Genomic DNA, 19,083 nt, shown 5'->3' with positions numbered 1-19,083 from the left:
CGGTACAGACAGAGAGTCCGGACGATGCTGCTTTCCCTGCGCGCCCCGCGCCGCCTTTTCGCCCTCGCCGCGCTGGCGCTCGCCGCCGCGACCCTGGCGCCCGCCGACGCCGGTGCCCAGGCCGCCGCCGAAGGCGCCATCGGCACCACCAAGGTCATCAAGTCCATGCCCCCGGCCGTGCAGACCAAGGCCTGGACCGTGCGCGAATTCGGCGACGCCAAGCTCGGCTCGGTATTCGAAGACGGCGAGAGCGGCAAGCTGTTCACGGTCGTGTCGCAGACCGGCAGCGCGGTGACCTTCGTCATCAGCCAGGGCGACGAGCAGGAAATCTTCGAACTGCCGCTCATCTGGTCCGGCGGCCAGAAGTCGGGCGAGACTTTCCGCACCGGCGACAGCTACGGCATCCTGCTGGAAGACGGCCGCCTGCAGATGTACGTGCGGGCCATGAAGGGCAAGTAAGACCGCCCGGAGAGGCGGGCGCAGGCCTGCGACAGCCGGCGCCCGACCTTGCTACGGTCTCAGCCGAGGGCGCGGTCCACCGCCGCCATCAGTTCGTCGTCCTCGAAGGGCTTGAACAGCACCTCGTGGGCGCCGTGGGCCTGGGCCAGGTGGGCCTTCACCTCGAGCGGCGCGTCGGGGCCGCCGCCGGAGATGACGATCACCGGCAGGTCGGCGTGGATGGCGCGCACCTGCTTCAGGAACTCGATGCCGTCGACGCGCGGCATCCAGATGTCGACGATGGCCAGGTCGAAGCTGTCGCGCCGCGCCGCCGACAGGCCTTCTTCGCCGTCGCCGGCTTCCACCACGCCGAAGCCGGCGTCTTCCAGGGCGCCGCGCACCGCCTTGCGGACCAGCGGCTGGTCCTCCACCAAGAGTATCCGCTTCAAACCGCGATATCCCTCGTCTGCCGTTGCTGGGACGATGCCGCCTCCGCCACCAGCGGGACGAACACCTCGAAGGCAGCACCCTCCCCGGGGGCACTGGTCACCGCCACGTCGCCGCCCCATCCCCGGGCGATCCCGTAGACGACGGACAGGCCGAGGCCGGTGCCTTCGCCGACGGGCTTGGTGGTGAAGAACGGATCGAAGATGCTGCCGAGCACGGCGGCATCCATGCCGCAGCCGTCGTCGGCGATGCGCAGCACGGCATAGGCGCCGCGCGCCAGCCCCCGCGCTTCCGCCGCCGCGTCGCCCGGCACCTGCACCCGGCGCAGGCCGACGGTGAGGGTGCCGCCGCCGCCGGTGGCGTCGAGCGCGTTGCTGACCAGGTTCATCACCACCTGCGCCACGTCGGCGGCGCGCACGGCGGCGGTATCGGGCAGAGGCTCGATGGACCGCACCACGCGCGCCTCGCGCGGCAGCACGCCGACCGCGAAATCGACGGCGCGGCAGATGGCGTCGGCCAGCACGATGGGCCGCTGCTCCGCCCGGTCGTGGCGCGAGAAGGTGAGCACGCCGCGCACGATGTCGCGCGCCGCCCGGCCGCTGGTGGCGATGTCCTCCAGCAGCGGTGCCGCCGGCGACTCGTCGCCGACCATGCGGCGGGCGCGGGTGGCGAAGGCGATCATGGGGTGCAGCAGGTTGTTCAGCTCGTGCGCGAGGCCGCCAGCCATCTGGCCCAGCGCCTCCATCTTCTGGCGGCCGTATTGCAGCTTCATCCAGTTGCGGCGCGCCGTGATGTCGGTGCAGACGCCGATGTAGCCGAGGTAGCGCCCCGCTTCGTCGAAGCGCGGGTTGCCGCTGATGCTGACGGTGGAGGTGGTGCCGTCGGCCCGCCGCTGCGGGTAGACGAGGTCGCGGAACGGCCGCCGTGCGGCCACCGCCGCCTCGATCTCGGCCATGTCCTCGGCCGGCAGGCGGGGGTCGAGCAGGTCGCGGCGCGACAGGCCCTCGGCCTGCAGCACGGTCACCCCGTCGCCCTCGCCGACGGCGGGGAAGGGCACGAAGCGGTCGTTCTCGTCGGTCATCCAGAACCAGTCGGACGACAGCTGCGCCAGTTCGCGGAAGATGGTGCGTTCGGCGGTCAGGGCGCGGGTCAGGGCCTGGCGCTCGGTGACGTCGACGGTCGAGCCGACGATGCGCACGCTGCCGCCGTCGACACACACACGCCCGCGGCCGAGCAGGTGGCGCGGGCCGGCCGGCGTCGGCTGGGCGTAATCCATGGTGACGATGCCGCCGCCGGCGGCGATGGCCGCCTCGATCATGGGCGTCAGGCGGGCACGGGCCTCGTCCGTCATGGCGCCGAGCCACGCGGCGGCGTCGGTGCCGGCGTCCTCGCTCAGGCCGAGCAGCGGGGCGAGGTTCACCTGCTTGAGCAGCCCGCCGTCCGCGTCGGGCCCGAGGGTCCATTCCCACACGGCCACGCCGCCCGCCTCGGCGGCGCGCAGCAGTCGGTCCTCGGCCATGCGGGTGTCGGTGACGTCGAGCGGTACGCCCATGATGCGCACCACCCGCCCGGCGTCGTCGAGCAGCGGCGTCAGCGACACCTTCAGCCAGCGGACGCCGTCGTTCTCGATGTAGCCGTCGTACTCGTAGGCATGGCCGGCAGCGACGCAGTCCGCCAGCCGCCGGCCGAGGCGCTCGGCGACGTCGGCGGGCAGGGCGTCCTCGATGCGGTGGCCGCGCAGGGCGGCGTCGGTGACGCCGACCAGCGTCTCCAGGCGGCCGTTGACGGCGACGAAGCGGAAGGCGCCCTCGTCCTCCACCGCGACCACGAAGACGGGCGCGCCGATCGCATCGATCAGCGTGCGCAGGCCGTCGGGCGCCAGGGTGGTGAGCATGGGCGGATGAATCCTCGGAAGATCCTCGGCGCAGAGTGCGGCAAACGAAGATGCTGTGCAATGGCAAAAGATCGGGAGTCGCGGAGCGGTTGCCAAGGGGCGCGCCGCCGCCCACAATCCGCCGGCGCGACGGCCGGGCGGGCGCGCGCCACGAAACCGAGAACAAGCCAGGAGACGATCCATGTACATCGACGGACAGTGGGTGCAGGCCGACGGCGGCCGGACCTTCCCCGTCACCAACCCGGCGACCGGCGAGGAGATCGGCCGGGTGCCCGACGGCGGAACCGCCGAGGCGCGCGCCGCCATCGCCGCCGCCGAGGCCGCCTTCGCCGGCTGGTCGCGCACCACCGCCTACCAGCGCTCGGCCTTCCTCTACCGCGCCTGGCAGATCATGCTGGAGCGCAAGGAAGACCTCGCCCGCCTGATGTCCACCGAGCAGGGCAAGCCGCTCAAGGCCGCCCGCAACGAGGTGCAGTACGGCGCCGACTTCCTGCTGTGGTACGCCGAGGAAGCCAAGCGCGTCTACGGCGAGACCATCCCGGCGCCGCGCGGCGACCAGCGCTTCGTGGTGCTGAAGCAGCCGGTCGGCGTGGTGGCGGCTGTGACACCGTGGAACTATCCCATCAGCATGATCACCCGCAAGGTCGGCCCGGCGCTGGCCGCCGGCTGCACGGTGGTGCTCAAGCCCGCCGAGGCGACGCCGCTGTGCGCCGTGGAGATGTTCCGGGTGTTCGAGGCCGCCGGCCTGCCCAAGGGCGTGGTGAACCTCGTCACCGCGCTCGACCCGAAGCCGGTGGGCGAGGAATTCGTCACCAACCCAGTGGTGCGCAAGATCACCTTCACGGGCTCGACGCCGGTCGGCAAGATGCTCGCCTCGCAGGCCGCCGCCAACATGAAGCGGGTGTCGCTGGAACTGGGCGGCCATGCGCCCTTCCTGGTGTTCGACGACGCCGACGCCGAGCACGCCGCCAAGGGCGCCAGCCTGGTGAAGTTCCTCAACACCGGGCAGGCCTGCATCTCGCCCAACCGCTTCTTCGTCCACCGCAGCCAGGTGGAGCGCTTCACCGCCGTGTTCGCCGAGCGGGTGGCGAAGATGAAGGCGGGCTCCGGCCTCGACGACAGCGTCACCATCGGCCCGCTGGTCAACGAGGCGGCCGTCGCCAAGGTGGAAGCCCAGGTGCAGGACGCCGTCGCCAAGGGCGCGACCGCCGTCGCCGGCGGTGCCCGCCTGACCGAGGGGGCACTCGCCCAGGGCCACTTCTTCGCGCCGACCCTGCTCGCCGGGGTGACGCCGGAGATGCGCATCTACCGCGAGGAGACCTTCGGCCCGGTGGCGCCGGTCATCGTCTTCGACGACGAGGACGAGGTGCTGCGCATGGCCAACGACACGTCCTACGGCCTCGCGGCCTACGTCTACACCCGTGACATCGGGCGGGCGTGGCGCTGCATGGAGGCGCTGCGGTTCGGCATCGTCGGCATCAACGACATCAACCCGACCGCGGCCGCCGCGCCCTTCGGCGGCATGAAGGACAGCGGCCTCGGCCGCGAGGGCGGTCACGAGGGCATCGACGAGTACCTGGAGACCAAGCTGGCCGGCTTCTCGGTGTGACGACGCGGGGGCAGGGAGCGGCGGCCGGCGCCGCCGCTCCCGGCTTCCGACGGCCGCCGCGCGGAACGGCGGTCGGCCGCACGGCGTTCGGGGGATCGACAGGGCGGCACTCCGCCGCCCGGCCCAGATCCACCGGAGGCCCCGCAATGACCGACCGCACACCTCCCGCCGGGGGCGACGCCAGACCCCTCGGCACCGGCGCCCTCGTCGCCGGCGGGCTCGTCGCCCTGTTCGCGCTGCGCAAGATGGGGCCGCTCGGCCTCGCCGCGGTCGCGGCCGGCGGCGCCTACCTCTACCACCGCATGCGCGAGGGCGACGGTATCGCGCCCGGCGCCGCCCACAAGCCGAGCCGCTGGCTGCGCGTCCACCGCAGCGTCACCATCGCCCGGCCGCGCAACGAGGTCTTCGCCTACTGGCGCGACCCGACCCACTTCCCGCAGTTCATGAGCCATGTGGAGAGCGTCACCGCCGCCGGTCCCGACCGCCACCACTGGGTGGTCCGCGGCCCCGCCGGCACCTCGTTCGGGTGGGACGCCGAGCTCTACGACATCGAGCAGGATCGCCGCATCCGCTGGCGCACGGTGCCGCCGGCCGACGTGCGCAGCGAAGGGACGGTGGTGTTCGACGACGCGCCCGACGATGGCACCGAGGTCCACCTGACACTCACCTACGAAGCCCCCGGCGGCAGGCTGGGTGCCGCCATCGCCCGCCTGCTGGGCGAGGAGCCGGACGTGCAGGCGCGCGACGACCTGATGGCCTTGAAGCGCCTGCTGGAAGGCCAGCCCAGCACCGGCGCCGCCGGCAGCCCGCTCGGCTGAGGCAGGCCCGGTCAGACCCGGCACGGCCGAGTCCGCTGCGACCCCGCTTCCGACCAAACGGCGGGTCGGGGCGGGGCGGCAGGGGCGGTCTTATGCCCTCCGCACTGTTTGCAGGGGACAGAACGTCGTGCGATGGTTGTCCCAACCAAGAATACCTGTGAGGTTGGGAGGCGGACTCACATGGCCATCACGTGGCGCGACCAGATGAGTGTCGGGCATCCCGTCATCGACGGCGATCACAAGGCGCTCATCGACATTCTCAACACCTTCGAGAACCTGACCCGCAACGGCGCGGCGTTCATCGCGCTCGACCAGACGTTCCGCGAGCTGGCGGAATACACCAAGATCCACTTCGCGCGGGAAGAGGCCCTGCAGCGCGAGATCGGGTATCCCTTGCGCGACACCCACCAGGAGAAGCACCGCGTGCTGGTCGGCCGGCTGCTCGCCGCCTACAAGCGGTTCAAGCAGAAGCGCGAGAAGCTGGAGTCGGAAGGGGTGGCATGCGACCACCATTCCTATGCGGAACTGCTCGGCATCCTCAACGCCTGGCTGCTGGAGCACATCCTGCAGGAAGACATGAAGCTGAAGCCGCACATCCAGCGCCACATGGAGTCCCGCCTGGCCGCCGGCTGACGGAGCCGAGCCGCGCCGAGCGGCATCCTTTGCGTGAGAGTCATTACACGGTAATGTGTTGGGGGAATCGGGCGCCGAACCAAGGGCGCCTTTGGGGGACCCTGTGGAATGCCGACGGAAATCCGCCGCTTGCTCTTCAGCGAAGTCGAGGTGGCGCGCGCCTTGTCCGAGTTCAGCCTGACGTCCAACACCGGCGCCCCGCAAGGGGCGGTGCTCGACTTCAAGGTGGAGGGCGAACTGCCCGTGAAGCTGCGCGTGCACATGCAGACGCGCGAGGGCAAGCAGCTCTACCACGTCATGGAGGAGCCCTTCGTGGCGGCGGCTTTGCTCGCCTACTGCATGAAGGCGAAGATCCCCATCGCCCGCAAGAGCCGCAAGGTCGTGCGCGTCGCCAAGGCCGGCGGCATCGCCGTCGACATGACGCTGGACGGCTGAGGCCGGCGCCGGCCGGCCTCGTCCTGCCCTCTGCCTCCGCTCAGTCGCGCCGCGCCGTCCAGGCGTCGCGCACCGCCGTCGCCTCGGCCTCCACCAGCGGGCGCCGGGCCGCCGGCGGCTGGCCGTCGGCGTGGGCGGGGAACAGCGGTTCGGCGTCGCCCGTCGGCAGCAGAGTCACCATGCCGCGCGCCGCCGCCTGCGGGTGGGTGGCGGCCTCGGCGGGCGTCAGCACCGGCTCGAAGCAGCAGTCGACCTCGACGAAGGCGTCCGTCCACTCCTGGCGGCTGCGGCTCGCGATCAAGTCCGCCACCTCGGCGGTCAGGGCCGTCTGCGGGAAGGGCTCGTCCTGGCGGGCGATCCAGTCCTCGCGCCCGACCTGGACGCAGAAATCGCGCCAGAACTTGGGCTCGATGGCACCCAGCGCCATGAAGCCGCCGTCGGCGCAGCGGTAGACGCGGTAATAGGCCGCGGCACCGTTCAACAGGTCGCGCTCGTGGGCGATGGGGGCCGTCGCCGCCGTCAGCAGGCTCTGGTACTGCAGGGCGAGGCCGCTTTCGTAGATGGACAGGTCGAGCGCCGCCCCTCGGCCGGTGCGGCCGCGGCGCACCAGGGCGGCGAGCGTGGCGATGACGGCGTTCATGGCGCTCGCGTGGTCGGCGATGGGCGGGAAGGGCGCGATGGGCAGGTCCGCCGTCCCCGTCACCGCCAGCGCCCCGGCGAGCGCCATGTAGGTGCAGTCGTGCCCGGCGCGCAGGCGCAGCGGCCCGGTCTGGCCGAAGCCCGACAGGGCGCAGTGGACGAGACCCGGGTTGAGGCGGCGCAGGTCCTCCGGCCCGAAGCCGAGGCGCTCCAGCACGCCCGGGCGGTAGCTTTCCAGCAGCACGTCGGCCGCCGCCACCAGGTCGCGCAGCACCGCCTTGCCGTCCTCGCTCTTGAGGTCGAGGCGCACCACCGTCTTGTTGCGGTTGAGCCCGTGGTAGGCCGGCGCCACGCCGTCGGCGCCCAGCGGCGGCAGGCCGCGCATGGGGTCGCCCGCCGGCGGCTCCACCTTCACCACCTCGGCCCCGAGGTCGCTCATGAGCAGCGTCGCATAGGGCCCAGGCACGTACTGGCTGAGGTCGAGCACGCGGATACCGGCGAGGCAATCGGCAAGCATGGGGCGGGGGCTCCTTCCCGGGCGAAGCGGTGGGCGATGAACGGCGAGCGCCAGAGTGCCGCAAGCGGAAGTTTCCGTAAACGTAAAGCTGACGGCTCCCGGCACCCGTGCTACTCCTATGGGCATCGAAAGTTCGGGGGGGATCACGTTCATGAATACCAAGGTCGCCGCCATCGCCGCGGCTGCCGTCGTCGCCGTCGCCGGCGGCGGATACCTGATCGCCGACCGGGTGGCCGACGCCCGCGCCCAGACGGTGCTGGAGGATCTGGCGGCCTCTCTCGGCACCGGCGAGCAGCTGACCTGGAGCGGCGTCGATGCCGAGCCCTTCGGCCGCGGCGTCACTGTGCGCGGCCTGACCTACCAGCGCGCCGACGGCTATCAGGCCCGCATCGCCTCGCTGCGCGCCGAGGGCCTGACGCCCGAGGGCGGCGCCGAGACCGCCGACCTGACGGACGTGGTGATGACCCTGCCGGATGCCGGCGTCGTCACCATCGGCGGCATCGCCGCCACCGCCGTCGCGCCGCTGCCCGACATCCCCGACCAGGCCGACGACGCCGAGGCCGTCGCCCATCTGCTGGGCGGGCTCGGCGTCGGCACCCTGGTACTGACGCAGGTCGAGGCGCGGCCCGACGATCGCTCGGTGAGCATGACCGCCAAGACCCTGACCTTCGCCGACGTCGCCGCCGGCCGCTACGGCCGCGTCACGCTGGAGGGCGCCGCCCTGGCCGCCACCGACGGCACGGCCATGAGCCTGCAGCGGCTGGCCGTCGCCGGCCTCGACCTGGGCGGCATCGGGCGGATGGACGAGGACGCCCTGCAGGTCGCCGCCGGCAACGCCTTCGGCATCACCGAACTGGGCCTGACCGAGCTGTCCCTGACCGGCCCGACGGTGTCCTTCGGCGTCGGCGGGGTCACCGTCGACGGCATCGAGCGCGTGGATGGTGTGCTGGTGTCGTCGAACACCCGCATCGACCACGTGACCCTGCCGGCCAGCGTCGTCGCCGACGAGAACCCGGTCGCCGGTGCCATGCTGCAGGCGCTCGGGCGCGATACGGTGGACCTGTCGGTGGAAGCGGTGCAGCGGTTCGACGCCGATTCCGGCGCGCTGACGCTCGGCCCGCTGCGGGTGCGCAGCGAGGGCATGGGCGAGGCGGTGCTGCAGGCCGATCTGCGCGACGTACCGCTGGTGGAACTGGCCGCCGCGCTGGATGCCGACGACTTCGCCGCCGCCGAGGCCATGGCGGGACGCATCTCCCTGGTCGGCGCGAGCCTGACCTATACGGACGACCGCCTCGCCGACGTGCTGATCGACGACCTGTCGGGCGGCGATCGCCAGGGCTTCGCCGACATGGCGGCGGCCATGGTCGCCATGGAGGCGCAGGAGGCCGTTTCGGCCGAGGATGCCGCCATGGTGGCGGAGGCGGTGCGGGCCTTCCTGGTCGGCGGCAACGCCTTCAGCATCACCCTGCAGCCGACGGCACCGGTGCTGCTGCCGGTCGCCTTGGCGGCGCTGCAGATGGGGCAGGGCTCCGCCGCCCTGGCCCTGAAGGTGGAGGGGCGCTGAGGCGCCCCGCCAACCGACTGCCGGGGGTCAGGCCCCCGGCCAGCTGAACGCGAGGCCCTCGCGCAGGGTCTGGCCGGTATCGGCGTCGCGCACCACCAGCGTCACTTCCTCCGGCCGTTCCGCCCCGCGCGGCGCCTGCACGAAGAGGCGCAGCGAGGCGACGCCGTCGGGCGCCACGTCCACCGCGTCGAAGGCTTCAGTGGCGGTGCCGTCGGCGGCCAGCATGCTGAGCGACATGCCCTCGGGGGCGTCGGCGATGGCCAGTTCCAGACGGCGCGCCTCGCGGTCCTTGTTGTGGACCTTCAGGGTGTAGGTGTTGCGGATGGAGCCGTCGGACAGCGCCACGAACAGCGGCGAGCGTTCCTTCAGCGCCGTGACGTCCAGCGTCGAGCGGCCGGCGTAGGCGCCGGCGAGGCCGATGCCGAGCACCGCCAGCACCGCCACGTAGGCGAAACTGCGCGGCCGCAGCAGGCGGGTCGGCTCGGCGCGCTTCTCGGTGCGGGCGCGGGCGTTGGCGAAGCTGTCGAAGCGGATCAGGCGCTGCGGTCGGCCGATGGTGGTCATGATGCCGTCGCAGGTGTCGATGCACAGGCCGCAGTTGATGCAGTCGGCGTTGACGCCCTGGCGGATGTCGATGCCGATGGGGCAGGCCTGCACGCACTGGCCGCAATCGATGCAGTCGCCGAAGCCGGCGGCGAAGCGCTCCTCCCAGGTCTGCGACTTGCGCTTGGGGCCGCGGCTGTCGCCGCGCTGGTCCTGATAGGTGACGACTAGGCTGTTGTCGTCCAGCATGGCCGACTGGATGCGCGGCCACGGGCACATGTAGTTGCAGAACTGCTCGCGGGCGAAGCCGGCCAGCAGGTAGGTCGAGGCCATGAAGGTGGCGGCGATGCCGGCCAGCCACAGCGGCGCGTCCAGGGTCAGGTAGCCGACCAGGGTGGTCGGCGCGTCGGCCAGATAGAAGGTGACGGTGGCGCCGAAGGCGGCGGCGATGAGCAGCCAGACGGTGTGCTTGCCGGCGCGGCGGGCGGCCTTGTTCAGGCTCATGGGCGCCTTGTCGAGGCGGATGCGGGCGGCCCGCTCGCCCTCGAACAGGCGCTCGACGCGGATGAACAGGTCGGTGAACACCGTCTGCGGGCACGAAAAGCCGCACCATACGCGGCCCGCCAGCGACGCCGTCATGAACAGCGCCAGCACCCCGACGATGAGGATGCCGGCGAGGTAGTAGACTTCCTGCGGCCAGATCTCCAGGCCGAAGAACCAGCCGCGCTGGCCGACGGGGTCGAGCAGGATCGCCTGGTCCGGTGCCGTGCCGGTGCGGGTCCAGCGCAGCCACGGCGACACGAAGAAGACGATCATCAGCGCCACGCCGAGAACGTCCTTCGCCCGCCGGAACGGCCCCTTGACCGCCTTCGGGTGGATCTTCACGCGGCTGGCGTAGAGGCTGCCGCCCCCGTGCGTCTGCGTCTGGCTCATGCGGACCCCGTTTGGATAAGATGCATCGTATCTGCATCATATAGACCGGGCGCCGACCGAACGGAAGAGGTGTCGGCGCCATCGTTTCCGGACCATGCCCGCACCGTGACGGGGCGCCCTTGACGTTGGTCAAAACGGGGCGATGGGGCGGGCGGCGGCTTGACCGGGATCAAGGGGCGGGGGGGGCGGGCCGGGCAGGATCGGGCGCGACGCACAACCGATCAGCGGAGACCGCTTCCTTGTCCGACATCGTCATCGACGTGGCCGCCCTCGCGCCGTGGGACCGCCACCACGCCATCTTCGACAGCTTCGGCCGCCTGCCCGTGGGCGGCGCCCTGCGCCTGGACGTCGACCACGACCCGGTGCCGCTGCACCGCCAGTTCGAAGCCCTGCACGACGGCGAGTTCGCCTGGGCCTACCTCGCCCAGGGGCCGGAGCAGTGGCAGGTCCGCATCGAAAAGCTGCGCGGCAAGGACCACTGTTGCGGCTGTTGCGGCGGCTGAGGGGACGCCGCACCACCGCCGGGCCCGCCGTCCTCCTCCCGGACGGCGGGCCCTTTTTCGCTTTGGGGGGGCGGCGGGGCGCGGACGGAACGCCCGTTGTGCCGCCCCACCACCCCATCCGCAATTCCGCCATCATGCCGGGGCAGCGTAGCCAGCGTGGATCCCTCCAGCCGGACAGCCCCGCCATGCCGAGCCTCCGCAGCCTCGCCGCCGCCTGCGCCACCCTTCTGCTCACCGGCTGCCTGTCGGTGACCTCGGCCGGGGCCCTCGACCCGCGCTTGAACGACGGCGGCGGGTACGGCAACGACGGCACCCTGAGCTGGAGCTGGGGCGACGGCGGTTCGTCCTCCTCCTACGGCCGGCAGGGCGACGCGCGGTTGCTGGTCGACCGCTTCGGCCGCCCGGTCACCGACCGATACGGCCGCGCCATCTATGTCGACCGCTACGGCCGCCAGATCCCCACGGACTCCGTCGGCCGGCCGCAGACCAACCTCGGCTTCCCCGGGTTCCCCGGCGGCGGTGGCGGGTTCGGCGGCGGCTACGGCGGGCGCGACCGCGACGACCCCCGCGACAACCTGAGCAAGGGGCAGTCGGCCGCCCTCGACCAGGGCTGCGTCGCCCGCTACGAGGGCAACCCGAGCAAGCTGCGCCGCTGCCTCAACGGCGACCCCCGCCTGTTCGAGGAAGCGCTGGAGGACGGCTGCCATCTGCGCTACGCCGGCAACGCCAAGAAGCTGAGCCGCTGCCTCAAGCAGGCGCGCGGCAGCTTCCCCTGGTGACGCGCGGCCGGCCGTCCGGGACGGCCAGCCCCGCCACGATCCGGTAATGGCCCTGGGACGCTGCGCGGTGGTGCGCTTATGCTGTCGCCTCCACCGTGTCCATGGAGCCCGCCGATGCCGACCTCCGTCGCCGCCGACCCCGCCGAGCGCGAGGCCCGCACGGTCGCGTGGATCGCCGGCATCGCGCACTTCTTCAGCCACTTGTTCGAGCCCGTGTTCTACGTGGTCGCCCTGGTGCTGCCGAAGCAGTTCGGCATTCCCTACGAGCAGGCGCTGACCCTCATCATCGTCGGCAAGCTGCTCTACGGCCTGTGCGCACCGGCGGCCGGGTGGCTCGGCGATCGCTGGTCGGCGACGGGCATGATGGCGGTCTACTTCCTCGGCCTCGGCGCCTCCGCCCTGTGGGTCGGGCTCGCCGGATCGCCGACGGAAATGGCGCTGGCACTGGTCGCCATGGGCATCTTCGGGTCCATCTACCACCCCGTCGGCATCGCCTGGCTGGTGCGTTCGGCGAAGAACCGCGGCAAGGCGCTGGGCTTCAACGGCGTGTTCGGCGGCCTCGGCCCGGCGGCGGCGGGCGTGACGGCCGGCGCCCTCATCGAGACCTTCGGCTGGCGGTCGGCCTTCATCGCGCCGGCGGTGCTGGTGCTGGCGCTGGGCGTCGTCTTCGTCGTGCTGCTGCGCACCGGCGTCATCCGCGAGACCAAGCGCGACGCCGCCCCGCAGGCCGAACCCGACCGCCGCGACACGGTGCGCGCCTACGCCATCCTGGCCCTATGCATGCTGTGCGGCGGCCTCATCTATCAGGCGACGCAATCGAGCCTGCCCAAGGTGTTCGAGGAGCGTCTCGGCGACTGGATCGGCGGCACCGGCACGCTCGGCATCGGCACGGCGGTGATGATCGTCTACGGCGTCGCCGGGCTGCTGCAGGTGTGGTGCGGCCATCTCGCCGACCGCTACCCGCTGAAGGCCGTCTACATCGGCATGTATCTGGTGCAGGTGCCGCTGCTGGCGGCGGCGGCGAGCCTCGCCGGCGTGCCGCTGCTGCTGACGGCGGTGATGATGGTGACGCTGAGCATCGGCGCCCTGCCGGCGGAGAACAGCCTGCTCGCCAAGTTCACCCCGGCGCGCTGGCGGGCGACCGCCTATGGCGCCAAGTTCGTCATCGCCTTCGGTATCTCCGGCCTCGGCGTGCAGCTGGCGGGGTGGATCCGCGGCACCACGGGCGACTTCTTCTGGCTCTACGTCGGCCTCGCCAGCGCCGCCGCCATCATCGCCGCCTGCGCCCTGCGCCTGCCCGGCGACCAGCCCAAGCCGGCCCCCGTGGCCGTGCCGGCCGAGTAGGGCGGGCGCCCGCCGCGCGTCAACCGAGGCCGAGGCGCGGCAGTTCGATGGCCGGGCAGCGGTCCATGACGACGATCAGCCCGGCGGCGGCGGCGCGTTCCGCCGCCGCATGGTCGATGACGCCGAGCTGCAGCCACACCCCCCGGATGCCCTTCTCGTCCTTCAGCGCGATGGCCTGGTCGACGATGTCGCCGGCCCGCTCGCTGCGGCGGAACACGTCCACCATGTCTACCGGCCCCGGCACGTCGGCGAGGCGCGGGAAGCAGGGCACGCCGTCGATGCGCTCGTGCCCCGGGTTCACCGCCACCGTCTCGTAGCCGTGGCGGCCGAGGAAGGCCATGACGCGGTTGCTGGCGCGGTGGGCCTTGGGCGAGGCGCCGACCACGGCGATGCGGCGGCATTGGGTGAGCAGGGCGTGGACGCGCGCGTCCATGGGGGCGTGGCGCAAGTCGTCGGCGGGCATGGCGGCGGTCTCCCTCGCGGTGGCGGAGTCGCGCATGCTACGCCGAAGGGCGACGGCGGGATGCGCATGAGACAGTGGTTGAAAGCAGCGGGCATGTGTTTATATGCGTTTTCGGAAGGGTATCCTCCGGTGCGGCGCGCCGCCGGCCGGATGTGGATACCCGGTGAGCCCGATCACTGGAGTCCGCGCATGTTCCGCACTCCCATGCTGACCGTCAACGAAGTGGCGGAGCGCATGAAGGTCACGCCCCGCACGGTGGGCGACTGGATCCGCCACGGCAAGCTGCGCGCCATCAAGGTGGGCCGCGACTGGCGGATCGCCGTGCGGGACCTGGAAGCCTTCGCCGACGCCCACGCCAACATTCCGGCGCCGGCCACGCCCGACCGCAGCTGACGCCCGGCGCCGCCCGCCGCACACCGCCCCGACACGAAGGCCCGGCCGTCGCGCCGGGCCTTCGCACGTTTGCACCGCGACCGCGGCCGGGCGACGAAAAAAGCGGCGAACGGCAGGGGATGCCGCTCGCCGCCAAGGACGGGATCTGATCGAAGAAGGGGAAGTCTTCTCGTCACCGACTCGACATGGGGCGCAACCGCGACATTTCAACCGCGGGATCCGTCCGGACCCGGAATTATCCGCCCCGCACCTGGGCCGCGAGTTTGTAGCCGACCCCCTGCACCGTCACGATCAGCCGCGGGCTGCGCGGATTGGACTCCAGCTTGCGGCGCAAGCGGGACACCAGGGTGTCGACGGTGCGCTCGCCGACGTCGGGATCGCGGTTGGACACCACCTCCACCAGGTAGTACCGCGCCACCGGCCGCCCGGCGGAGCGCACCAGGGCGGCCAGCAGGTCGAATTCGCCGCGCGTCAGGCGCACCGGCGCGCCCGCCGGGTCCATCAACTCGCGGCGGGTGAGGTCGATGGTCCAGTCGTCGAAGGTATGCACCGACAGATCGGCCGGCACGGCCGGGCGGCGGCGGCGCAGCACGCTGCGCACGCGGGCGAGCAGCTCGCGCAGGGCGACCGGCTTGGGCACGTAGTCGTCGCCGCCCAGTTCCAGGCCGATGACGCGGTCCATGGTGTCGTCGCGGCAGGTGACGAAGATGATGCCGGCGTCGGGCGCCGGCCCGGCCCGCAGGCTGCGCGCCAGGTCGAAGCCGTCGCCGTCGGGCAGGCGGACGTCGAGCAGCCAGCAGTCGGCCCCCCAGCGCGGGGCGCCCTCCAGAGCCTCGGCCATGGTGGCCGCTTCCCAGACGTCGAAGCCCTCGCGCCGCAGATAGTCGCCCGTCAACTCGCGCGCCGTGCGGTCGTCGTCGACGATCACCAGCCGTTCCCGTCGCGCCATGCTTCTCCCGATGCCGTGCGGTGATGATGGTTGCCCCGCCTTCCGCGTCAGGATGCCGGGATTCCCCGTAGGGTCAAGGGGCCATGCGACCGGCCGCTGTCACACCATTGTAACCTTCCCGGTCGCCGTGTATGCTGCGAAAGGCGCACAGAGTGCGCTTGCTGCGGCCCGGCGGCCTCGTGACCGCCGTCCTTCGAGGGGGTTTTACCATGGACGCCAGCGGCGCCGCGGACCTTCCCGTCTTCGCCATCGTCACCGGGCTGCTCGGCGGGCTCGCGCTGTTCCTGTTCGGGCTGGAGACCCTGTCGCGCGCCCTGCGCACGGTGGCCGGCGACAGCATGCGCAAGGTGCTGGCGACGCTGACCACCAACCGCTTCGTCGGCGCCTTCACCGGCGCCCTGGTGACGGCGGTGATCCAGTCGTCGTCGGTGACGACGGTGCTGGTGGTCGGCTTCATCTCGGCCGGCATCATGACGCTCGGGCAGGCCATCGGCGTCATCATGGGCGCCAACATCGGCTCGACCATGACCGCCCAACTGGTCGCCTTCAAGATCACCGAGGCGGCGTTGCCGCTGGTCACCGCCGGCTTCGCCATCGGGTTCCTCGCCCGCAACGAGGTGGTGAAGCAGTGGGGCGCGGTGCTGCTCGGCCTCGGCTTCGTGTTCCTCGGCATGGCGATGATGAGCGACGCCATGGCGCCCCTGCGCCAGTCGCCCGAGTTCGTGGAGGCGGTGGCGACCCTGCGTGAACCGGTTTGGGGCGTGCTGGTCGGCTTCGTGTTCACCGCCGTGGTGCAGAGTTCGGCCGCCACCCTCGGCATCGTCATCACCATGGCGTCGCAGGGGTTGATCCCGCTCGACGCCGGCATCGCGGTGCTGCTCGGCGCCAACATCGGCACCTGCGCGACGGCCATGCTGGCCTGCATCGGCCGCCCGCGCGAGGCGGTGCGGGCGGCGCTGGCGCACGTGCTGTTCAACGTCATCGGCGTGGTCGCCTGGCTGCCGTTCATCCCGCAGCTGGAGGCGGTGGTCACCGGCCTGACGCCCGGCAGCGCGGCGCGCGAGATTGCCAACGCCCATACCCTGTTCAACGTGGTGAACGTGGCGGTGATGATCTGGTTCACCGGGCCGCTCACCCGCCTGATCCTGTGGCTGGTGCCCGAACGGGCGCCGCTGCCGGGCATGGAGGATCTGCCGCGGCCCCGCTACCTCGACTCCGCCCTGCTGGAGACGCCGCCCGCCGCCCTGGATGCCGTGCGCCTGGAACTGGGCAATGTCGGCGCGCGGGTGCGGCGCATGCTGGTGGCTGGGCTGCCGGCGGCCATCCAGGGCTCGCGGCCGGCGCTGGACGCGGTGGCGCGCATGGATGCCGGGGTCGACGTGCTCTACGAATCGGTGATGGACTACCTGCGGCGCATCGGCTCGCGCACCATGACGCGGTCCCAGGCGACGACCTATCTGGCGCTCATGGAGGCGGCGCGGGGGCTGGAGAGCATCGGCGATCTGGTGGAGACCGACATGGTGACCATCGGCCGCCGTCGGCTGGAGGAGAAGATCGCCATCAGCGAACATTCCGCCCGCCGCGTCACCGCCCTGCACGACCGGGTGCTCGATGCGCTGGACGGCACGCTGGAGGCGGTGCGCTCGGGCGACGTGGACGCGGCGCGCCGGGTGGTCGCCATGAAGCCCGACATCCACGCCCTGGTGCAGGCCGCCACCCGCCACGGCGCCGCCCGGCTTGTCGCCAACGAGCCCAACCGCGTCGCCGCCTATACCCGCGAGATGGAGCTGATCGAGCAACTGCGGCGCATCTATTACTTCTGCAAGCGCATCTGCCGCGCGCTCGCCGACCCCGAGCCGGCGACGGAAGAAGCCGCACCGTCGCTGGGCGCGGCGGCGGAGTAGGGGAGGGGGCAGGCGAGGGCCTCTTCGCCCCTTGCCCGGCCGCAAGTGCGGCCGCGCGCCGCGAGGCGCGGGAGCCGAGGGTCGCGGCGCGACCCGCCCGGCGCGTGAGGGCGGTGTCGATCGCAAGCGATCGACACCATCCGAAATCAATACGGAATCCGGCCTTCCAGGGCCATGTAGCTTTCGAAGACCTTGCGGCTGTCCTCGGCCAGCAGGCGCTCGAAGGGGATGCTGCGCGCCTCCATGGGGCGCGGCAGTTCCTGGTAGAGGAAGGCGTCGTCGAAGCCGGCGGTGGCCGCGTCCTGCTTGTCGGCGGCGTAGAAGATGCGCTCGACATGTGCCCAGTACAGCGCCGCGAGGCACATGGGGCAGGGCTCGCAGCTGGTGTAGACCGTGCAGCCTTCCAGGTGGAAGGCGCCCAGTTCCCTGGCGGCGCGGCGGATGGCGACCACTTCGGCGTGGGCGGTCGGGTCGCAGCCGGCCACCACCTCGTTGTGGCCCTCGCCGACGATGACGCCGTCCTTCACGATGACGCAGCCGAAGGGGCCGCCGGCGCCCGTCTCCATGCCCTGGCGCGCCAGCTCGATGGCGCGGTGCATGAAGCGGCGGTGCGGGTCGGCCTCGGCGTCATCGGTGGCCGGCGGAGTCGCCGCCGTCATGCGCCGCCGCCCGCCAGCATCTCGCGGTACTGGCGGCCCATGTTGGCGTAGTGGGCGGTGCCCTTCGGCAGGCTTTCCAGTTCCTCGGCCGTCAGGTCGCGGATGTACTTGGCGGGGGTGCCGGCCCACAACTGGCCCGACTTCACCACCTTGCCGGGGCTGACGAGGGCGCCGGCCGCCACCATGGCGCCGCCTTCGACCACGGCGGCGTCCATGACCGTCGCGCCCATGCCGACGAAGCTGCCGCTTTCCAGCCGGCAGCCGTGGATGACCGCCATGTGGCCGACCAGCACGTCGTCGCCGATCACCGTCTCGTGCTTGGCGCGCGTGACGTGGATGACGCTGCCGTCCTGGATGTTGCTGCGGGCGCCGATGCGAATGAAGTTCACGTCGCCGCGCACGGTGACGTTGAACCAGAGGGAGCTGTCGGCGCCGATCTCCACGTCGCCGATGACGGTGGCGTTGGGGGCGACGAAGGCGGTGTCGGCGATCTTCGGCCACACGCCCTGCCAGGGCAGGACGAGCGGCTGCTGGGTCGTGATCGGGCTCATGCGGCGTCTCTCCGTCGGCGCGATTACGGGAACATGGGCTGCTGCATCAGGGCGGTCGTCTCCTCGAAGCCGAGCATCACGTTCATGTTCTGCACGGCCTGGCCGGAGGCGCCCTTCACCAGGTTGTCCTCGACGCAGGTGAGGATGGCGCGGCCGGGCAGGCGGTCGTCGAAGGCGTTCATCAGCACGAAGTTGGAGCCGCGCACATGGCGCGTCGCCGGCACCTGACCCTCGGGCAGCACCCGCACGAAGGGCTCGCCGGCGTATCGGTCGGCCAGGGCGGCGCGCAGGTCGGCGGCCGTCACGCCCTCGGCGCACTGCACGTAGATGGTCGACAGGATGCCGCGCGCCATGGGCATGAGGTGCGGCGTGAAGTTCACCAGCACGGGGCGGCCGGCGGCCTCCGACAGGCCCTGCTCGATTTCCGGCGCGTGGCGGTGGGTCGCGATGCCGTAGGGGTGGATGCCCTCGGTCACTTCCGAGAACAGCGTGCCTTCCTTGGGCGCCCGGCCGGCACCGGTGACGCCCGACTTGGCGTCGACGATGATGCCGTCGGCGGCAATCAGCCCCTTGGCGATGAGCGGCATGAGCGGCAGTTGTGCCGAGGTCGGGTAGCAGCCGGGGTTGGCGACGACGCGGGCGGCCTTGATCTGCTCGCGGTAGACCTCGGTCAGGCCGTAGACCACCTCCTTCTGCAGCTCCGGCGCCAGGTGCTCGTGGCCGTAGTACTCGGCGTAGGCGGCGACGTCCTTGAGGCGGAAGTCGGCAGAGAGGTCGCAGCACTTCACGTGCGCCGGCAGGCCGGCGACCACTTCCTGCGTGGTGCCGTGGGGCAGGGCGCAGAACACGAAGTCGACGCCCGCCCAGTCCACCTGATCGATGGCGACGAGGTCGGGCAGGCGGATGCCGGCCAGATGCGGGAAGACGTCGGCGAAGGGTTTGCCGGCGCGGCGGTCGGCGGTCAGCACCGTCATTTCGACGTGCGGATGCAGCGCCAGAATGCGCACCAGTTCGGCACCCGTGTAACCGGAGGCACCGAGAATCGCCACTTTGGTCTTCGCGCTCATG

20 protein-coding genes are annotated in these 19,083 nt (G+C 71.7%); 11 read left to right on the top strand and 9 right to left on the bottom strand.

Annotated elements, in window-relative coordinates; genetic code table 11:
• Nucleotides 1-24 precede the first annotated feature (24 nt).
• Complete coding sequence (locus tag CRP50_RS16315) at nucleotides 25-459, top strand: hypothetical protein (RefSeq protein ID WP_097280241.1); 435 nt, start codon at nucleotides 25-27, stop codon at nucleotides 457-459.
• A 59-nt stretch (nucleotides 460-518) separates the two neighbouring features.
• Here CRP50_RS16315 and CRP50_RS16310 read toward each other — a convergent pair whose 3' ends face one another.
• Together CRP50_RS16310 and CRP50_RS16305 are read right to left on the bottom strand one after the other, a co-directional pair.
• Nucleotides 519-887, bottom strand: a complete 369-nt coding sequence (locus tag CRP50_RS16310; protein WP_176525217.1) for a response regulator — start codon at nucleotides 885-887, stop codon at nucleotides 519-521.
• The gene (locus tag CRP50_RS16305; protein ID WP_176525216.1) at nucleotides 884-2,779 is read right to left on the bottom strand and encodes an ATP-binding protein; all 1,896 of its coding nucleotides are present in this window, start codon (nucleotides 2,777-2,779) and stop codon (nucleotides 884-886) included. Before CRP50_RS16305 ends, CRP50_RS16310 begins: the two co-directional genes overlap by 4 nt.
• A gap of 181 nt (nucleotides 2,780-2,960) precedes the next feature.
• Between CRP50_RS16305 and CRP50_RS16300 the strand changes: the two genes are divergently transcribed.
• The 4 genes from CRP50_RS16300 to CRP50_RS16285 all read left to right on the top strand — a co-directional run bounded on the left by CRP50_RS16300 (nucleotide 2,961) and on the right by CRP50_RS16285 (nucleotide 6,274).
• Nucleotides 2,961-4,388 (top strand): NAD-dependent succinate-semialdehyde dehydrogenase, encoded by a 1,428-nt coding sequence (locus CRP50_RS16300; protein ID WP_097280239.1) that lies wholly within the window; start codon nucleotides 2,961-2,963, stop codon nucleotides 4,386-4,388.
• Between the two features lie 146 nt (nucleotides 4,389-4,534).
• On the top strand, nucleotides 4,535-5,206 hold the full coding sequence (locus CRP50_RS16295; protein ID WP_097280238.1) for an SRPBCC family protein: 672 nt from the start codon (nucleotides 4,535-4,537) through the stop codon (nucleotides 5,204-5,206).
• A gap of 180 nt (nucleotides 5,207-5,386) precedes the next feature.
• Nucleotides 5,387-5,839 carry a bacteriohemerythrin gene (locus tag CRP50_RS16290; protein WP_176525215.1) on the top strand — a complete coding sequence of 151 codons (453 nt, stop codon included), beginning with the start codon at nucleotides 5,387-5,389 and terminating at the stop codon, nucleotides 5,837-5,839.
• 129 nt (nucleotides 5,840-5,968) lie between these two features.
• Nucleotides 5,969-6,274, top strand: a complete 306-nt coding sequence (locus CRP50_RS16285; protein WP_141415180.1) for a hypothetical protein — start codon at nucleotides 5,969-5,971, stop codon at nucleotides 6,272-6,274.
• A 40-nt stretch (nucleotides 6,275-6,314) separates the two neighbouring features.
• Here CRP50_RS16285 and CRP50_RS16280 read toward each other — a convergent pair whose 3' ends face one another.
• Nucleotides 6,315-7,430, bottom strand: a complete 1,116-nt coding sequence (locus CRP50_RS16280) for a CaiB/BaiF CoA transferase family protein (protein ID WP_097280235.1) — start codon at nucleotides 7,428-7,430, stop codon at nucleotides 6,315-6,317.
• Between the two features lie 151 nt (nucleotides 7,431-7,581).
• Between CRP50_RS16280 and CRP50_RS16275 the strand changes: the two genes are divergently transcribed.
• Nucleotides 7,582-8,994, top strand: coding sequence for a hypothetical protein (locus CRP50_RS16275; RefSeq protein WP_097280234.1), 1,413 nt, complete (start codon nucleotides 7,582-7,584; stop codon nucleotides 8,992-8,994).
• A 27-nt stretch (nucleotides 8,995-9,021) separates the two neighbouring features.
• On the opposite strand, the gene ccoG is transcribed toward CRP50_RS16275, so the two are convergent.
• Nucleotides 9,022-10,470, bottom strand: a complete 1,449-nt coding sequence (ccoG, locus tag CRP50_RS16270; protein ID WP_097280233.1) for a cytochrome c oxidase accessory protein CcoG — start codon at nucleotides 10,468-10,470, stop codon at nucleotides 9,022-9,024.
• A gap of 239 nt (nucleotides 10,471-10,709) precedes the next feature.
• Here ccoG and CRP50_RS16265 point away from each other — a divergent pair, with 239 nt between their 5' ends.
• From CRP50_RS16265 to CRP50_RS16255, 3 genes are all read left to right on the top strand, one after another.
• Nucleotides 10,710-10,973 (top strand): DUF2249 domain-containing protein, encoded by a 264-nt coding sequence (locus CRP50_RS16265; protein WP_097280232.1) that lies wholly within the window; start codon nucleotides 10,710-10,712, stop codon nucleotides 10,971-10,973.
• Between the two features lie 185 nt (nucleotides 10,974-11,158).
• The gene (locus CRP50_RS16260) at nucleotides 11,159-11,752 is read left to right on the top strand and encodes a hypothetical protein (protein ID WP_097280231.1); all 594 of its coding nucleotides are present in this window, start codon (nucleotides 11,159-11,161) and stop codon (nucleotides 11,750-11,752) included.
• Nucleotides 11,753-11,866: 114 nt separating this feature from the next.
• The gene (locus CRP50_RS16255; protein WP_097280230.1) at nucleotides 11,867-13,096 is read left to right on the top strand and encodes an MFS transporter; all 1,230 of its coding nucleotides are present in this window, start codon (nucleotides 11,867-11,869) and stop codon (nucleotides 13,094-13,096) included.
• Nucleotides 13,097-13,115: 19 nt separating this feature from the next.
• Here CRP50_RS16255 and CRP50_RS16250 read toward each other — a convergent pair whose 3' ends face one another.
• Nucleotides 13,116-13,529, bottom strand: coding sequence for a CoA-binding protein (locus tag CRP50_RS16250; RefSeq protein WP_217992066.1), 414 nt, complete (start codon nucleotides 13,527-13,529; stop codon nucleotides 13,116-13,118).
• A gap of 219 nt (nucleotides 13,530-13,748) precedes the next feature.
• On the opposite strand from CRP50_RS16250, the gene CRP50_RS16245 reads away from it, so the two are divergent.
• Complete coding sequence (locus CRP50_RS16245) at nucleotides 13,749-13,952, top strand: helix-turn-helix domain-containing protein (RefSeq protein ID WP_097280228.1); 204 nt, start codon at nucleotides 13,749-13,751, stop codon at nucleotides 13,950-13,952.
• 235 nt (nucleotides 13,953-14,187) lie between these two features.
• Here the strand turns inward: CRP50_RS16245 and CRP50_RS16240 are convergent, their stop codons facing one another.
• Nucleotides 14,188-14,901 carry a response regulator transcription factor gene (locus CRP50_RS16240; protein WP_097280227.1) on the bottom strand — a complete coding sequence of 238 codons (714 nt, stop codon included), beginning with the start codon at nucleotides 14,899-14,901 and terminating at the stop codon, nucleotides 14,188-14,190.
• Between the two features lie 209 nt (nucleotides 14,902-15,110).
• Between CRP50_RS16240 and CRP50_RS16235 the strand changes: the two genes are divergently transcribed.
• A complete protein-coding gene (locus CRP50_RS16235; RefSeq protein ID WP_097280226.1) occupies nucleotides 15,111-16,805 on the top strand; it encodes a Na/Pi cotransporter family protein in 1,695 nt (564 codons plus the stop codon).
• A 146-nt stretch (nucleotides 16,806-16,951) separates the two neighbouring features.
• Here the strand turns inward: CRP50_RS16235 and CRP50_RS16230 are convergent, their stop codons facing one another.
• The 3 genes from CRP50_RS16230 to argC are packed head-to-tail and all read right to left on the bottom strand — an operon-like array spanning nucleotide 16,952 to nucleotide 19,082.
• Nucleotides 16,952-17,464 carry a nucleoside deaminase gene (locus CRP50_RS16230; protein ID WP_097280225.1) on the bottom strand — a complete coding sequence of 171 codons (513 nt, stop codon included), beginning with the start codon at nucleotides 17,462-17,464 and terminating at the stop codon, nucleotides 16,952-16,954.
• Nucleotides 17,461-18,015: a gamma carbonic anhydrase family protein gene (locus tag CRP50_RS16225; protein ID WP_097280224.1), complete on the bottom strand. Its 555-nt coding sequence runs from the start codon at nucleotides 18,013-18,015 to the stop codon at nucleotides 17,461-17,463. Before CRP50_RS16225 ends, CRP50_RS16230 begins: the two co-directional genes overlap by 4 nt.
• Before the next feature lie 23 nt (nucleotides 18,016-18,038).
• Nucleotides 18,039-19,082, bottom strand: coding sequence for an N-acetyl-gamma-glutamyl-phosphate reductase (argC, locus tag CRP50_RS16220; protein ID WP_097280223.1), 1,044 nt, complete (start codon nucleotides 19,080-19,082; stop codon nucleotides 18,039-18,041).
• Between the last annotated feature and the right edge of the window lies 1 nt (nucleotide 19,083).

Origin of the sequence: Caenispirillum bisanense, from assembly GCF_900230255.1 — a bacterium.
Taxonomy (GTDB): Bacteria; Pseudomonadota; Alphaproteobacteria; order Rhodospirillales; family Rhodospirillaceae; genus Caenispirillum; species Caenispirillum bisanense_A.
This window is presented reverse-complemented; position numbering and strand designations above follow the sequence as displayed.

Bases quoted from the DNA above. Each gene is read 5' to 3' on its own strand.
- CRP50_RS16315 (WP_097280241.1), top strand. From the start codon at position 25: ATGCTGCTTTCCCTGCGCGCCCCGCGCCGCCTTTTCGCCCTCGCCGCG.
- CRP50_RS16305 (WP_176525216.1), bottom strand. From the start codon at position 2,779: ATGCTCACCACCCTGGCGCCCGACGGCCTGCGCACGCTGATCGATGCG.
- CRP50_RS16300 (WP_097280239.1), top strand. From the start codon at position 2,961: ATGTACATCGACGGACAGTGGGTGCAGGCCGACGGCGGCCGGACCTTC.
- CRP50_RS16295 (WP_097280238.1), top strand. From the start codon at position 4,535: ATGACCGACCGCACACCTCCCGCCGGGGGCGACGCCAGACCCCTCGGC.
- CRP50_RS16290 (WP_176525215.1), top strand. From the start codon at position 5,387: ATGGCCATCACGTGGCGCGACCAGATGAGTGTCGGGCATCCCGTCATC.
- CRP50_RS16280 (WP_097280235.1), bottom strand. From the start codon at position 7,430: ATGCTTGCCGATTGCCTCGCCGGTATCCGCGTGCTCGACCTCAGCCAG.
- CRP50_RS16275 (WP_097280234.1), top strand. From the start codon at position 7,582: ATGAATACCAAGGTCGCCGCCATCGCCGCGGCTGCCGTCGTCGCCGTC.
- ccoG (WP_097280233.1), bottom strand. From the start codon at position 10,470: ATGAGCCAGACGCAGACGCACGGGGGCGGCAGCCTCTACGCCAGCCGC.
- CRP50_RS16260 (WP_097280231.1), top strand. From the start codon at position 11,159: ATGCCGAGCCTCCGCAGCCTCGCCGCCGCCTGCGCCACCCTTCTGCTC.
- CRP50_RS16255 (WP_097280230.1), top strand. From the start codon at position 11,867: ATGCCGACCTCCGTCGCCGCCGACCCCGCCGAGCGCGAGGCCCGCACG.
- CRP50_RS16250 (WP_217992066.1), bottom strand. From the start codon at position 13,529: ATGGACGCGCGCGTCCACGCCCTGCTCACCCAATGCCGCCGCATCGCC.
- CRP50_RS16245 (WP_097280228.1), top strand. From the start codon at position 13,749: ATGTTCCGCACTCCCATGCTGACCGTCAACGAAGTGGCGGAGCGCATG.
- CRP50_RS16240 (WP_097280227.1), bottom strand. From the start codon at position 14,901: ATGGCGCGACGGGAACGGCTGGTGATCGTCGACGACGACCGCACGGCG.
- CRP50_RS16235 (WP_097280226.1), top strand. From the start codon at position 15,111: ATGGACGCCAGCGGCGCCGCGGACCTTCCCGTCTTCGCCATCGTCACC.
- CRP50_RS16230 (WP_097280225.1), bottom strand. From the start codon at position 17,464: ATGACGGCGGCGACTCCGCCGGCCACCGATGACGCCGAGGCCGACCCG.
- CRP50_RS16225 (WP_097280224.1), bottom strand. From the start codon at position 18,015: ATGAGCCCGATCACGACCCAGCAGCCGCTCGTCCTGCCCTGGCAGGGC.
- argC (WP_097280223.1), bottom strand. From the start codon at position 19,082: ATGAGCGCGAAGACCAAAGTGGCGATTCTCGGTGCCTCCGGTTACACG.